At 70.2% G+C, this 13,777-nt stretch carries 16 protein-coding genes; 6 read left to right on the plus strand and 10 right to left on the minus strand.

The annotated features are described in order from the left end of the window. Nucleotides 1-135: 135 nt before the first annotated feature. On the minus strand, nucleotides 136-945 hold the full coding sequence (locus tag QBL25_RS20185; RefSeq protein WP_409058436.1) for a TetR/AcrR family transcriptional regulator: 810 nt from the start codon (nucleotides 943-945) through the stop codon (nucleotides 136-138). A gap of 126 nt (nucleotides 946-1,071) precedes the next feature. On the opposite strand from QBL25_RS20185, the gene QBL25_RS20190 reads away from it, so the two are divergent. Together QBL25_RS20190 and QBL25_RS20195 are read left to right on the plus strand one after the other, a co-directional pair. Next, a complete protein-coding gene (locus QBL25_RS20190; RefSeq protein ID WP_409058437.1) occupies nucleotides 1,072-2,058 on the plus strand; it encodes an ABC transporter ATP-binding protein in 987 nt (328 codons plus the stop codon). After that, nucleotides 2,051-2,797, plus strand: coding sequence for an ABC transporter permease (locus QBL25_RS20195; RefSeq protein WP_409058438.1), 747 nt, complete (start codon nucleotides 2,051-2,053; stop codon nucleotides 2,795-2,797). The genes QBL25_RS20190 and QBL25_RS20195 overlap by 8 nt, the downstream gene beginning before the upstream one ends. A 76-nt stretch (nucleotides 2,798-2,873) precedes the next feature. On the opposite strand, the gene QBL25_RS20200 is transcribed toward QBL25_RS20195, so the two are convergent. Continuing rightward, nucleotides 2,874-4,841, minus strand: coding sequence for a phosphotransferase (locus QBL25_RS20200; protein WP_409058439.1), 1,968 nt, complete (start codon nucleotides 4,839-4,841; stop codon nucleotides 2,874-2,876). A gap of 131 nt (nucleotides 4,842-4,972) precedes the next feature. After that, nucleotides 4,973-5,836 (minus strand): winged helix-turn-helix domain-containing protein, encoded by an 864-nt coding sequence (locus QBL25_RS20205; protein ID WP_409058440.1) that lies wholly within the window; start codon nucleotides 5,834-5,836, stop codon nucleotides 4,973-4,975. A 164-nt stretch (nucleotides 5,837-6,000) separates the two neighbouring features. Between QBL25_RS20205 and QBL25_RS20210 the strand changes: the two genes are divergently transcribed. Then, entirely contained in the window at nucleotides 6,001-6,186 is a 186-nt protein-coding gene (locus QBL25_RS20210; protein ID WP_409058441.1) for a hypothetical protein, read from the plus strand. On the opposite strand, the gene QBL25_RS20215 is transcribed toward QBL25_RS20210, so the two are convergent. Continuing rightward, the gene (locus QBL25_RS20215; RefSeq protein ID WP_409058442.1) at nucleotides 6,187-6,912 is read right to left on the minus strand and encodes an HAD family hydrolase; all 726 of its coding nucleotides are present in this window, start codon (nucleotides 6,910-6,912) and stop codon (nucleotides 6,187-6,189) included. Between the two features lie 29 nt (nucleotides 6,913-6,941). Next, a complete protein-coding gene (locus QBL25_RS20220; protein WP_409062722.1) occupies nucleotides 6,942-7,835 on the minus strand; it encodes a GntR family transcriptional regulator in 894 nt (297 codons plus the stop codon). A gap of 125 nt (nucleotides 7,836-7,960) precedes the next feature. Between QBL25_RS20220 and QBL25_RS20225 the strand changes: the two genes are divergently transcribed. After that, on the plus strand, nucleotides 7,961-8,149 hold the full coding sequence (locus tag QBL25_RS20225; RefSeq protein WP_409058443.1) for a hypothetical protein: 189 nt from the start codon (nucleotides 7,961-7,963) through the stop codon (nucleotides 8,147-8,149). Nucleotides 8,150-8,180: 31 nt separating this feature from the next. On the opposite strand, the gene QBL25_RS20230 is transcribed toward QBL25_RS20225, so the two are convergent. Continuing rightward, nucleotides 8,181-9,092 (minus strand): FadR/GntR family transcriptional regulator, encoded by a 912-nt coding sequence (locus QBL25_RS20230; RefSeq protein ID WP_409058444.1) that lies wholly within the window; start codon nucleotides 9,090-9,092, stop codon nucleotides 8,181-8,183. A gap of 205 nt (nucleotides 9,093-9,297) precedes the next feature. Between QBL25_RS20230 and QBL25_RS20235 the strand changes: the two genes are divergently transcribed. Continuing rightward, nucleotides 9,298-9,483 carry a hypothetical protein gene (locus QBL25_RS20235; protein WP_409058445.1) on the plus strand — a complete coding sequence of 62 codons (186 nt, stop codon included), beginning with the start codon at nucleotides 9,298-9,300 and terminating at the stop codon, nucleotides 9,481-9,483. A 432-nt stretch (nucleotides 9,484-9,915) separates the two neighbouring features. Here the strand turns inward: QBL25_RS20235 and QBL25_RS20240 are convergent, their stop codons facing one another. Both QBL25_RS20240 and QBL25_RS20245 read right to left on the minus strand, forming a co-directional pair. Next, complete coding sequence (locus QBL25_RS20240; RefSeq protein ID WP_409058446.1) at nucleotides 9,916-10,893, minus strand: asparaginase; 978 nt, start codon at nucleotides 10,891-10,893, stop codon at nucleotides 9,916-9,918. 60 nt (nucleotides 10,894-10,953) lie between these two features. Continuing rightward, nucleotides 10,954-11,577 (minus strand): ABC transporter substrate-binding protein, encoded by a 624-nt coding sequence (locus tag QBL25_RS20245; RefSeq protein ID WP_409058447.1) that lies wholly within the window; start codon nucleotides 11,575-11,577, stop codon nucleotides 10,954-10,956. Nucleotides 11,578-11,779: 202 nt separating this feature from the next. Between QBL25_RS20245 and dtd the strand changes: the two genes are divergently transcribed. Beyond that, nucleotides 11,780-12,217 (plus strand): D-aminoacyl-tRNA deacylase, encoded by a 438-nt coding sequence (gene dtd / locus QBL25_RS20250; protein ID WP_365860237.1) that lies wholly within the window; start codon nucleotides 11,780-11,782, stop codon nucleotides 12,215-12,217. Between the two features lie 38 nt (nucleotides 12,218-12,255). Here the strand turns inward: dtd and QBL25_RS20255 are convergent, their stop codons facing one another. Both QBL25_RS20255 and QBL25_RS20260 read right to left on the minus strand, forming a co-directional pair. Beyond that, nucleotides 12,256-13,221, minus strand: coding sequence for a YgfZ/GcvT domain-containing protein (locus QBL25_RS20255; RefSeq protein WP_409058448.1), 966 nt, complete (start codon nucleotides 13,219-13,221; stop codon nucleotides 12,256-12,258). 34 nt (nucleotides 13,222-13,255) lie between these two features. Next, nucleotides 13,256-13,747, minus strand: a complete 492-nt coding sequence (locus tag QBL25_RS20260) for a Fur family transcriptional regulator (RefSeq protein WP_409058449.1) — start codon at nucleotides 13,745-13,747, stop codon at nucleotides 13,256-13,258. Between the last annotated feature and the right edge of the window lie 30 nt (nucleotides 13,748-13,777).

Below are 13,777 nucleotides of genomic sequence, written 5' to 3' on the forward strand. Positions count from 1 at the left end.
CGTCGGCCCCGCACACCCACCTCACCGATCCCCCACCTCGTCGGCCCTGCGCCCCCACGTCAGCGATCCCACACCCCGACGGCCCCACACCCCCACCTCACCGATCCCCCACCCCGGCGGCCCCGCACCCCCACCTCACCGATCCCCCACCAGCACCGCCACCCCGTCCAGCACCCGCTCGATCCCGAAGTCGAACTCCGTGTCCTCTGCGTCAGCGACGTCGAGGACGCCCGCCGCGAGCATCCGCCGCAGCGCCGGGAACCTCTCGGGGGCGTCGGAGGTCAGGGCGTCGACGGTGCGCGCGTAACGCCGCATCGCCTCGTCGGGTTCCTGGCCCCCCGCCCGCATGGCGTGGTCCAGGTCGGCCATGAGCGAGACCTCGTTGCGCACGAAGCCGCCCACCAGCATGAGCACGGAGATCTTCCGGCCCTCTTCGAGGCCACTCCCGTCGAGCGCGGCGAGGCCCTGCTCCATCCACTCCAGGTAGTGGGGGGACGCGGGCGGTGACGTGACGGGCATGCGTACGAGCCACAGGTTGCGGCGGAAGAGATCGCGCTGGGCCCGCGCCCACCACTCCAGCCGCGCCCGCCACCCCGTGACGTCGGCGGGCATCTCGGGCGGAGCCCCGGTCGCCGCGTCCTGCATGAGGACGTACAGCTCGTCCCGGGCGGAGACGTACCGGTAGAGGGACATCGGCGAGGCGCCCAGCGCCTTGGCGACCCGCCCCATGGTGACCGCGCCGATGCCCTCCGCGGCCGCGACGGCGATGCCCGCGTCGACGATGCGGTCGAGGCTCAGGCCGGGCTTGGGACCCTTCGACGGCCGCTCGCGCAGCCCCCAGGCGGTTTCGAGAGTCGCGGAGAGCCCCGAACCGCCCACGTCGCCGCGCCCCCCAAACCCCTTGCTCACGCCGTCGTCCTGCGCGCCCTCACCGTCCGCCGCCATGATCCGCCGTCGCCTCCTCCTCCTGAGCTGCCGTGCTTGACGCACATCGTAGTTCTGCGTAAGGCTTACACAACCATGCGTAATACTTACGCAGTGACGAGGCGGCCACGAGACGGAGAAGCCCTCATGCCCTTTCCACCGGCGGCCATCGAGGCGACGGCCCTCACCAAGACCTACGGCCGCCCCGGCGGCCGAGCCGCCCCCGTCCCCGTGCTCCGGGGCATCGACCTGCACGTCCCGCCCGGCACGGTCTTCGCGCTCCTCGGCCCGAACGGCGCCGGCAAGACGACCGCCGTCCGCATCCTCACCACGCTCACCACGCCCGACGCGGGCTCGGCACGGGTGGCGGGCCACGACATCCGTACGGGGCGTCGCGAGGTCCGGCGCGCGATCAGCCTCACGGGACAGTTCGCGGCGGTCGACGAGACGCAGACCGGCGCGGAGAACCTCCGCATGATGGCGCGGCTCGCGGGCCTCCCCCGCGCCGCGGCCCGCGCACGGGCCGCCGAACTCCTGGCCCGCTTCGACCTCACGCGAGCGGCCGACCGCCTGGTCCGCACGTACTCGGGAGGCATGCGCCGCCGCGTCGACCTCGCGGCGGGCCTGGTGGGCGAGCCGGAGGTCATCTTCCTGGACGAGCCGACGACGGGCCTCGACCCGCGCAGCCGCCAGGAGATGTGGGAGGTGGTGCGCGACCTCACGGCACAGGGCACGACGGTCTTCCTGACGACCCAGTACCTGGAGGAGGCGGACCAACTGGCCGACCGGATCGCGGTGTTGCACGAGGGGGTCATCGCGGCGGAGGGCTCACCGTCGACCCTGAAGTCGCTGGCGTCCGGCCACCGTCTGGAGGCGACGCTCACCACCCGCGAGGCCTACCTGCGCCTGACCGACCGGGCCACGCACCACGCCCCGGAGACCCTGACGCTCGGTTTCCCGACGGACGGCACGGCGCCGGACGTACGGGCCCTGCTGGACGAACTGGACCCCGGCCGCACGGACTTCGCGGCGTTCACGATCCGCACGGCCACGCTGGACGACGTGTTCCTGAGCCTCACGAGCACCCCGGCCCCCGGGCCGGCCCCCACCACCCCGGGACTGACCCATGTCTGAAGCCCTGATCATGACCGGCCGCGCGATCCGCATCAGCCGCCGCAACGTGGACGCCCTGATCACGGCGATGGCCCTCCCGGTGATGCTGCTCCTGATCTTCGTCTATTTCTTCGGCGGCGCGATCAAGACGGACACCCGCGCGTACGTGACGTACGTGGTCCCCGGAGTGCTCCTGCTCTGCGCAGGCTTCGGCTCGGCGAACACGGCGGTGGCCGTGACGGAGGACCTGAAGGGCGGCATCATCGACCGCTTCCGGTCCCTGGACATCGGCGGCACCCAGATCCTGACGGGCCACGTCTTCGCCTCGGTGGCCCGCAACCTGATCGCGACGACCCTGGTCCTGGCCCTGGCCTTCGCGATCGGCTTCCGCCCCTCGGCGACCCTGCCCGGCTGGGCGGCGGCAGCGGGCATCCTCCTGGCCTTCATCCTGGCCCTGTCCTGGCTCTCGGCGGCGGTGGGCCTCCTGGCCAAGTCCCCCGAGGCGGCCGGCGGCTTCACGTTCTTCGTGAGCTTCCTGCCCTACCCGAGCAGCGCCTTCGTCCCCACATCGACCATGCCCACATGGCTCCGCCCGATCGCCGACAACCAACCGGTGACCCAGGTGATCGAAACCCTCAGGGCCCTGCTCCTCGACCAACCAGCGGGCACGACCCCGTGGGTGGCCCTGACCTGGTGCACAGGAATCCTGGCAGCCTCGGTGGCAGCCTCAGGCGCCCTCTTCAGGTGGCGTACGGCGTGAGATTTCAGGTGGCGTACGGCGTGAGGCTTCAGGTGGCGTACGGCGTGAGGCTTCAGGTGGCGGACCGCTTGAGACTTCAGGAGGCGGACCGCTTGAGGGCCGAATGCGCCCGGTGCAGCCCCAGCGAGGCCTTCGCCGCGTCCAGCGTCATCGCGTACGAATCGACCGCGCGCCGTACGTTCGGGCTGTCCAGGGCGGCTCCGGTCGCGAGCCGGTCCAGGTCCACGTAGGCCGACCGGACGAGTTCGATCCAGCGGTACACCGGCCAGTCCTTCTCCCAGCCCCGGGTGTACTCGGGCGCCAGCACGCGGGCCCACCGCGCGAACATGCGCTGCCGGATCTCGACCCGTGTGGGCGTGAGGTGCAGATGACGCACCAGGTCGTAGAGGGGATCTCCGATCATCGCCAGCTCCCAGTCGATCATGGTGAGCCGCCCGCCGGACTCGGACCGCACGAGGTTCCAGGGATTGAGGTCGCCGTGGAGGAGCACCGGGGTGCGCGCCGTGGTCACGTGCCTTTCGAGGATCTCCTGAAGCCGCCATCCGTTCGGAAGCCCCCGGGACCTGGCCTGCCGCTGGGTCTCCTTGGGCAGCGAGTGCACGAAGCGGACCAGTTCCCTGCTGAGGCAGCCGTAGAAGTCGGTCTTCGGCGCGGCGGGATCGAGCCCCCGGCAGTCGACCCGGGTCAGTGCGTGGAGCTGGTCCACGAGGCTGTCCGCCTCGCTGGGCGAGAGACCGTGGACCGGGTGGTTCGGCGGCTGCTCGCCACCGAGCGGGCCTTCGTAGGAGTGGACCGCGAACGGGCCGCCCCGGTCGCTGGAGCCGAGGGCCAGGATCCTCGGCGCGCTGACCCCGGCCCGTGACTTCTCGATGGCGGCGAGTACGGCGTGTTCGCTGAGGAATCCGCCCTCGCGGCGGGGCACACCGCCTGCCTTCCGCCGCACCACGACGGGATGTTCCACGCCGTCCACCCGCACCACCGTGTTGAGGTGGGCCGTGCCCTTGAACACCCGGTGCTGCTGTGCCGCGCCCTCGGCCGCCAGGGCCTGGAGAACCGCGGTCCGGGGGAAGTCGGGACGTTCGGGCACGCGGTCGTCGGGCTGCCAGGAGACAGCGGTCACGATCGGCGGTCCGCTGACCGCCGCTGCCGCGTGCCGGCGCTCGATGCGGGCCGCCTGCCAGCGGAAGAGCGCCTGCTCGACCGCGCTCACCTCAGGCAGGACCGTGAGGCCAAGGACGTTCTCCGCCGCGTGCAGGCATTGGCGCACGGATTCGGCGGCCGTGCCGAGCCGCGTGCTGTCGAGCGTGTCCCCGAGCGAGCGGGCCGCTCGCATCACTTCGAGATGGACGGCACGGACCTGTTCCAGGGCGATGTAGTTCCAGACGTCCTTCCCGACCCTGGTGACGGCCGCGGGTCTCCTCTTGCGCATGGCGAACACCCAGGCCTCGACGACCTCCTGCCACTGGAATTCGGGATAGCGCATACGCACCAGATGCGACGCCAGGTCGTAGGCGGGGTCACCGTACGTCGCCTGGGACCAGTCCAGGCTGACCGGCTGCTCCCGGTCGCACGTGATGAGGACGGTGGCCCGGCGCAGATCCGTGTTCAGAAGGCTGTACGGGCGCCTGGCCATCGAGGGCGCGCGTGCCGCGCACTGGACCAGCGCGTCGGGTGCGATCCCGAAGGCGCCAAACAATCCGCCGAATTCAGCCCAATTGGACTGCACGTCTCGCTCGTGCAGGTGCCGGGCGAGTTCCCGCAGGAACCCTCCGCTGTCCTTCTCGTCGTGCGGCCAGGCGCCGGCAGGGGTCGGCAGCGACTCCTTGCGCACCAGGACCAGCTGCGCCACCAGCTCGGCCAGGGACCTGATCTGTCCGGAGTCGACCGGTTTGCCGTCCTCGCAGAACCGCTCCAGGGGTACGCCGACCGTGTAGCGCAGCGCCGCCAGGTCGTCCGGCGTGACCAGGTGATCCGGTAGCTCGGGCAGTACGGGGCGGACGGCACGGAAGACCAGAAATTCGTTCGTCCAGGCGCTGATCGCCACGTGCTGCTCCTGATGCTCGCGCGCGTACCCGAAATTGCCGCACAGCCTAATGACACGCACTGATCCGCGCGACGCGAGGGCAGCACATGGGCGAGAGTTGCCATGGAGGTAACGCTCCTGTGCGCCCGGCGTTACTCGGCGAGCAGTTCCCAGCAGGAGATGAACCAGGACTCCATGGAACGGACGAACAGGGAACCCTGGGACTCCGCCCCAGGAGTCTCTTCCTTCACGTAGTGGCTCAGGTCCGAACCCAGGCCGAGGACGTCCACGACTTCGACGTCTTCGCCGTCGTCCATGACGATGCGGCGCTCCACCACCTCGTAGGGACCGAAGAGCGCCGTGACGCCGTTCAGGACATAGAGCTTGAACGTCGGCACCAGCGGGACCCGCCGTATCTCCACCGTCGCGGAGGGCACCAGACCTTCGCTCTGCAGTTCCCGCAGCACGCGGCGCAGCGACTGGGTGTGGGCCCGGGTGATGGAGCGCAGCCGCTCCTGTGGGCGTGGATCGTCCGGATTCTGCTTCGCCCGCGGGTAGGGCAGGTGCAGCGACTCCGAGGGGAGCAGCATCCGGACCGTGATCCGCTGCGGGTGGATCTCTCCGGCCTGGATGCGGTCCGCCTGTAGCCGGACGTGGGCGTCGAGCGATTCGGAGGTCAGCAGCGCCACGTCGAGGGTGACCTCGGGGTGCTCGAAGGCCCGGTCGATGAGTTTTCCCAGGTGGACACGGTCTGCCGCCGGGCTCGCCGAGTGCACCCTGGACACCTTGACGACGCGTGCGCCGCTGCCTTGTCTGGCCTCGATCCAGCCTTCGCCGATGAGGACGCGCAGCACCCGCTGGATGGTGTCGCGCGAAACGCCGAACTGCTCGGCGAGAGCCCGCTGGGTGGCCAGCCGGGAGCCGACCGCGTACGTGCCGTCCGACAGCCATGCGCGCAGCTGGTCCAGGACACGCTGGAACTCCTTGCCTCCCGGACCGAGTCGCTCGTCGCTCACACGGTGACCGTACCGCTCACGGCCGCCAACCGGGCCATTTCCAGTCAACTATGCCTCGACATATGCCCTTTGGTTAGTCGATGTTGTCGGCCGGGGACAACTCCCCCAAGTATTCAGCCCAATTGGAATGATCGCGAGGAATTGATCGCGGGGGAGAAGGAATCATGGCCATCGCCCACCTACTGTCGGCCCTCATGGTCGTCGGCCTGGAGCAGTTCATACAGTGGCGGTACGGAGCGGTGGGGCTCATCTGTCTCGCGCTGCTGTTCGCGGGCACCCGGGCGCGCAACGGGAACTGGATCGCACTGGGCGCGGTCGGCCTGCTGCTCTCCATGGTGCAGGCCCCTTGATCAGCCTTCGCCCTGCCCCTTCGTACGGAGGATTGCCAGCACGGGTGCGAGCGAGCTCACGATGTGCTCGCGCTTGACCCCCGCGTCCCGCAGCAGCCCATGCTTGCGCTCGTTGCGCGCGTAGCCGAGAAACGTCACTCCTGCCTGGACCGCCGCCTCGTAGTCCGTCGCGGCGTCGCCGATCATCAGTGCGGCGGACGGGGCGGCCCCCATGGCGCTCAAGGCGCGCTTGATGCAGTACGGGTTCGGCTTGAGCAGATCGAGGTTCTGGGTGCGGCCGTAGATGTGCGGGGCGAAGCACCGGGTGAGGTCGCGCGACTCCAGGTACTTCGCCACCGCCCTCGGGGAGTTGTTGGTGGTGATGGCGAGCTTGGCGTCGACATTGACCCAGGTCTGGATCACCAGATCGGCGTACGGCGTGGGAAAGGCGGTGTCCGTCGCCTTCAGTTCCTCCTGGGTGAGCTGCTCCTCGATCTCGGTGATCAGATCGCTGCCGGGGTGCCGGGCGGCGACGGCACGCATGACGACCTGCGGATCCGCCGTCTCCAGCACCTCCTGCGGCAGCGGTCCCCGCGGGCCGCGTTCCGCGAACCCGCGCACCATGCCCGCGGCGATCCGCTCGGACGGGTGCCGGGCGAAGAGCCGGCAGATCGGCCCGTCGAAGTCGAAAAGCACGAAACGTGGGGAAACGATCAGATCACGCAGGTTTTCGATCTCTTCTGCCATCTGTTCGGTCTGCTTCGCATCAGGAGTCACTAAGAGAGTGTCAGCTCCGTCGCGATCGTTTCCCAGAGCGCGTCGAACCATTTCTGGGACTCGTCCACGAACGCCGCGTCCCGGGGGGCCGCACCCTTGTCGAAGGAGAACAGGGGCGACTTCAGTCCGGAGACGTCGTACGCCTCCATCTCCGCGCTGCCGAAGTCGAGCATGCTCCGTTCGATCGTGTAGTACGCCAGGAGCGCCTCCCGCTGGTTCAGCAGGTACAGCTTGACCGGGGGCGTGAACGGCAGGGCGCGGAACGAGACGTCCACGTCGATGCCGTGCGAGGACCGCAGCGCGCGCAGGTTGTGGCGCAGGACCTGGCCCTGGGTGTTGCGCAGGGCCAGCCAGCGCTGGTGGACCCTGCCGTCCGCGTCACCCTTGCCGTTGACCGGCCGGGGAAAGGCCAGGTCGATGTCGCTGCTGGGCAGCAGGATGCGGACCTCGATCGACTCGGGGCGGATGAGCCCTTCATGGATGCGGCGCAGCGGATCGCCCAGCGCCAGGATCAGCGTCTCGGCCGTGTACGACACCACGTCGATCCGCACCCGTGACTCCGAGAACGCGTCCGCCAGGCGCGGGGCCAGGCCCACCATCGACGCCTGGGGTTCCACGCCGGCGTAGGTCGAACCCGGTGGTTCCGCCGCGATCCGGGGTGGGCTGCCCTTGCTCACGTTGGCCAGCAGTCCGTCGCCCTGGAGTGTCTTCAGCGCCTGGCGCACCGTGCCCCGTTCCACGCCGAACTCCTCCGCGAGCACCGCCTGTGTGGGGAGGCGGTCACCCGGCTTGAGGTCACCGGTGCGGATGCGGTCGCGGAGGGTGTCTGCGATGTCCTGGGGAGTGAGTTTTCTGCTGCCGTTCACTGCCACGTTCTCCTGGGTCACGACCAGACGATACAACTACCCGCCATCTCAGGGCAGTTGTCTTAAAGTTGTTTATGTAGTGGGACCAAGTGGGGACAACTTAAATGAAGTTGGTTGCCAACTCACCCGAGATGGCAGAAGGGGGAACCATCATGGCCGTCCTCGCCCTCCTCGCAGCAACATGCGCCATCACCGTCGAGCAGTTCGTGCAGTGGCAGTACGGGACCACCGGCATCGTCGGGCTCCTGCTCCTGACCATCGGAATCAAGGCGAAGAGCCCCACCTGCAGCTCCATCGGCGCCGTCGTCCTCGCGCTGATGATGACCGGCCCCGCCCTCTAGCGTCGGCGACGGGAGTCCGGCCGGCCCGCAGCTAGCGGCGCGCCAGCTCCAGGTCCTGACTGATCGTTCCCCAGAGCGCGTTGAACCAAAGATGCGACTGCTCCACGAAGGTCGTGTCCCGCAGGCCGTCGCCCTGGTGGAAGGGGAAGAGCATCGACTGCGCGCCCTGGGCGTCGTACATCTCCAGGTACTCGTGGTCGATCTCTTCGCTCTGCTTGGTCAGCGTGTAGTACGCGAACAGCGCCTCGGAGCCGTTGAGGAGATACAGCTTCACCGGCGGGGTGAACGGCAGCGCGCGGAACGACACGTTCACGTCGATTCCGTGCGAGGACCGCAGCGCGAGAAGGTTGTGGCGCAGCACCTGGCCCTGCGCGTTCCGCTGGTCGAGCCAGTGCTTGTGCACCTGGCCCTCCTCGTCGTCACCGCTGTCCACCGGCGCCGGAAAGGCGAGGTCGATGTTGCGGCTCGGCAGCAGCACGCGGACGTCGACCTTGGCCGGATTCCGCTGCCCGGCGTGGATCTGGCGGAGGGGTTCGCCGATCGCCATCGTGAGCGAGATGGAGGTCAGGCAGAGCGCGTCGATCTCCACGTGCGGGGCCTCGAAGGCCGCCGCGATCCGCGGTGCGAGACCGACCATGGTGGGCTGCGGCTTCACGCCGCCGGGCCCGGACAGCGTCTGCTTCGAGGTGACGGCGACCGTGGCCGGGCTCCCCTTGGACACGTTCGCCAGCAGGTTCTCGCCCCGCAGGGTGCGCAGCGCCTCGCGTATCGCGCCGCGTTCGACGCCGAACTCGTCGGCGAGCTCGGCCTGGGTCGGCATGCGCTGGCCCGGCCGCAGCGTCCCGGACCTGATCCGGTCGCGCAGCTCGTCGGCCACCTCGTGATGCGACCGCGGCGGCCTCTTCATCCCGTTGACGGGGGCATGTTCCGGGCTCACAACCAAACCGTACAACTTCGCGCCATCTTTGGGGAGTTGCTCGGAAGGTGGTTATCAATCGAGCCATCGCGGAGATAACTCAGGTGAAGTTGGTAGCCAACTTAAGCAACCTGGCAGGAACTCCAAGGGGTTGGCCCCACTGGTTGCTCATCGGATGGCTGTCGACCGGAGGGGACGGGGCTCGGCGCCCCGTCCCGAAAGGGGGAACGTCATGCCGCTCATCGCCATCGCCATCGCCGCCCTCGCCATCGGATTCGAGCAGCTCATCCAGTGGAAGTACGGGCCGATGGGCATCGTCGCCTTCGTCCTGCTGACCGTCGGCATCAAGGCCAAGAACACCAAAATCAGCGGTGTCGGGGCTGCGCTCCTCGTCCTGCTGCTCGCCCAGTCGGGCTGACAGAGCTGGCTGACCGGGCCCCCATCCGGAGGGGAGCCGGGAGTCCGGTCAGCCATTGATCCGGGTACGTGCGGGCCACCACGGACCCGCACCCCGTACCCCGCGGGTGCCGGACCGGCGGTTCAGTGACCGCCCCCGGCACTCCGGGCGCCGGAACGACGACGTACGGAACAGGGCGCCGGCCACAGCGTCGGCGCCCGCTCCTTTGTCCGTCCACCGTCCCGCCGCCGCACGAGCCGCACCGCGGACCCGCCGCCGGGCAACAGCGTCCCCCTCACCCACGCCACGGGACAGCCCGGCCGGGTCCGCGGTCGGTACGTGAAGCCGCGCCGGACACCCCGGCCAGGAAAAACACCAGGCCGGCCCGCAGCCCGCAGCTCCCGGCCCGCAGCCCGCAGCTCCCGCCGCGCGCAGCCCCCAGCCCCCAGCCCCCTAAAACGCCGCCCTGATCTCGCCCACCTCGACCGCACCGCCCAGCAGCGGCGCCCGGCCGACGCGGGTCAGTACGTCGCCCTCCAGGCCCGCCAGGGCCAGCGCACGGGCCAGGACGGGGCCAAGGGCCCGTATCCCGCCGTCGTCGATCTTGAAGGCGAGCGCGCGGCCGTCCGGGAGCGCGAAGGCCTGGACCGCCTCGGCGCCCATCTTCGACAGGGCACCCGGGACCTCCCGCATGAGCCAGGTGTCGGGGCGGCGCGTGCCGGCCACGTACTCCGGGTGGGCCCGCATCGCGTCCGCGACCCGGCGCTCCGGCGTCCCCTCGGGGGCGAGGACGAAGTGCCGGAAGGCGCGGGCGAGGCCGGTCAGGGAGATCGCCATCAGGGGGGCTCCGCAGCCGTCCGTGCCGACGGCCGCCACCTTCTCCCCCGCGGCTTCCTCGACGACCTGGAGGATCAGCTGCTGGAGGGGGTGGGCCGGGTCCAGGTAGGACTCCGCGGGCCAGCCGTTCAGGTCGCAGACCGCGAGCATCGCCGCGTGCTTGCCGGAGCAGTTCATCGTTACCCGGTCACGAACGGCACCCGCTGCCAGATATGTCTCGGCCTCGACCGCGTCGAGCGGCAGGTCCGGCGGGCACTGGAGGTCCGCGGCCGTCCGGCCGTGCTCGGCCAGCATCTTCTGGACGAGGTCCCGGTGGAACCCCTCCCCCGAGTGACTGGCCGCGGCGAGCGCCAGGCGCTCCCCGGCCAGGTCGAGGCCCGCCCGCAGCACACCGGCGGCCTGCATCGGCTTGTTGGCCGAACGCGGGAAGACGGGGGCCGTCACGTCCCCCATCGCCAGCTCCACGGTGCCGTCCGCCGCGAGCAGCACCAGGCTCCCCCTGTGACGGCCCTCGACGAAGCCTGAACGGACGACCTCGGCGAGGACCGGGGCTATGACAGGGGTGGCTGCGGACTCGGCGGACGTGGAGGTCATCTTCGGCCTTCCGGGGCGGGGGTGGCGTGACGGCCGCCCGCGGAAGCCGGGATCACCGGGTCACGCGAGCAGATCGTCTACTTGTGCTTCGCCTTCACGGTACCTGCGGGCGATCTCCGCGCTGCAATCGTCCGCCGTGCGCTGGAGCTGCTGGCGGCGCCGGGAAACCTGCTGCTCGTAGCGGACGAGCCGCCCCATGGCCGTGTGCAGCTCTTCGTCCGTACGGGCGTCCAGGTCGGAGAGCTCGACCTCCGCGAGCATCTCCGTCGCCAGCAGGCCGTACTCCGCGCTGTGCGGCGTGCCCAGCGTCACATGGCGGGCCGACGACCGGTGCCGGGCGGGCCCGTCCGTGAGGATCTCCGAGAGCCGGTCCACGAGCGGCCCCACCGGGGCCGGCGCCGCCGGGTCCCTGCGGCGGGTGACCTCGGCCCGCAGGATGTCGATCCGCCCCTGGAGCAGGCGCCGGACGTAGCTCAGGTCCGCCTCGTTCTGCTGCGCGTTCCTGCGCAGCTCGCGCAGCTCCCGCAGGAGCAGCGCGGCGAGGTCCGGCGCGGGCTGCTCGGACAGCACCGCGCTGCCCGTCGTGCGCTGCGTGGGCGGGCGCGGCACGTTCGTACGCCGCGTGGCGCTCGCGCGGGTCAGCGACACAGCTCCCGGCGGCTGACCCGTACTTGGTGTGCTCATGTGGCTCTACCGTCCCCTCGACCGGCGCGGTACACCGCGTGTGAGCATGGTGCCACCCTCGGTGGCCGCTATGTGAGCGAGTGCCCCCAATCGGCCCCAGATGGGGGGTTCAGGCCAACCTCACGGGCGGCGCATCCGGCGGCGACTCGGCCGTACGGAGCACGGCGCGGCGCACGCCGCGGTGCACGGCATGATGGACCGTATGCGTGCTGTGGTGCAGAGAGTGGACGGGGCGAGCGTCGTCGTCCAGGGCGAGGACGGACCCGAGACGGTCGGCGAGATCACCGGTGAGGGGCTGTGCGTCCTGGTGGGAGTGACCCACGAGGACACCAAGGAGAAGGCGGCTCAACTGGCCCGCAAACTCTGGTCCGTTCGGATGCTCGCCGACGAGAAGTCCTGCTCGGACATCGACGCGCCCCTGCTGGTCATCAGCCAGTTCACGCTGTACGGCGACGCGAGGAAGGGCCGCAGGCCCACCTGGAACGCCGCCGCGCCCGGCGATGTCGCCGAGCCCCTGGTGGACGAGGTCGTCGCCCAACTGCGCTCGCTGGGCGCGACGGTGGCGACGGGGCGCTTCGGGGCGCAGATGCGGGTGTCGCTGACGAACGACGGCCCGTTCACGGTGCTGCTGGAGATGTGACGGGCCGGCCCCCGAACCTCCGGAGACCGGCCGTCGGACTACGGCTCGACCACGACCTCCTGCGAAGCCGCCACCGCCCCCGCGAGCAGCCCCGCGTCCAGCGGCACGTTCCGCTTCACCAGGGCGAGCGCGATCGGGCCCAGCTCGTGGTGGCGTACCGCCGTCGTGATGAAGCCCAGCTTCCGGCCCTCCTCGCCCTCCGAGGCCAGGCGCAGCTCCGTGCCCGCCACCGGCAGGTGCACCTCGCTCCCGTCCAGGTGCAGGAAGACCAGGCGGCGCGGCGGCTTCCCCAGGTTCTGGACCCGGGCGACCGTCTCCTGGCCGCGGTAGCAGCCCTTCTGGAGGTGCACCGCCGTACCGATCCAGCCCAGCTCGTGCGGGATCGTGCGGTGGTCCGTCTCGAAGCCGAGCCGCGGCCGGTGCGCCTCCACGCGCAGCGCCTCGTAGGCGAGGATGCCGACCGCCGGGCCGTTCTCCTCGGCGTACGACTCCAGGGACGTCCGCGGCAGGAACAGATCACGTCCGTGCGGCGTCTCGCGTACGACGACGCCTTCGGGGACCGCGGCGATCGAACCGGCCGGCAGGTACACGACCGCGAACTCGTCCGTACGGTCGGCGACTTCGACCCGGTTGAAGAACTTCATGCTCTCCAGGTACGCGACGAGGGCGTCCTGCGTACCGGGCTCGACGTGCGCCCACACCGTCTCGCCGTCGTCGACGAGATAGAGGGCGTGCTCGATGTGGCCGTTCGCGGAGAGGATCAGCGCCTCGGTGGCCCGTCCTACGGGCAGCTCGGTCACGTGCTGCGTGAGCAGCAGGTGCAGCCAGCTCAGCCGGTCGGGGCCGGAGACGGTGACGACACCGCGGTGCGAGAGGTCGACGAGACCGGAGCCGTCGGCGAGGGCGCGCTGCTCACGGAACAGGTCGCCGTAGTGGGCGGCGACGCCTTCGTCCACGCCCTCGGCGGGGACGGCGCCGGGCAGGGACAGGAGGGGGCTCTTCATGTTCACCCACACTACGACCCGGCGGCGGCCGTTCTTATTCCTCGTCGGCCTTGGCGGCCTCGACGGCCTTCGCGGCCTTCGCGGCCTTGGCCGCCTTCGCGGCCTTGCGGGAGCAGTCCTCGCAGCGCCCGAAGATCGCGAAGTGCTTCAGGTCCGTGTCGAAGCCGAAGGTGTCCCGCAGCTTCGCGGTGAACTCCGCGGCCACCGAGACATCCGCCTCGATGACGTTCGTGCAGTCCCGGCACACCAGGTGAAGGTGGTGGTGGCGGTCCGCGAGGTGGTACGTCGGCGCGCCGTGCCCCAGGTGCGCGTGGCTGACCAGACCCAGCTCCTCCAGGAGCTCCAGGGTGCGGTAGACCGTGGAAATGTTGACCCCCGACGCCGTCTTCCGCACTTCGCAGAGGATGTCGTCGGGGGTCGCGTGCTCAAGGGCGTCGACGGCTTCGAGGACAAGCTGGCGCTGCGGCGTCAGCCGGTAGCCGCGCTGTCGCAGGTCGCTCTTCCAGTCGAAGTCGGTGCTCGCCACACAGGCAGTCTAGGCCAGAAGCGGCAAGGG

Source organism: Streptomyces sp. SYP-A7185, from assembly GCF_046103685.1.
GTDB lineage: Bacteria > Actinomycetota > Actinomycetes > Streptomycetales > Streptomycetaceae > Streptomyces.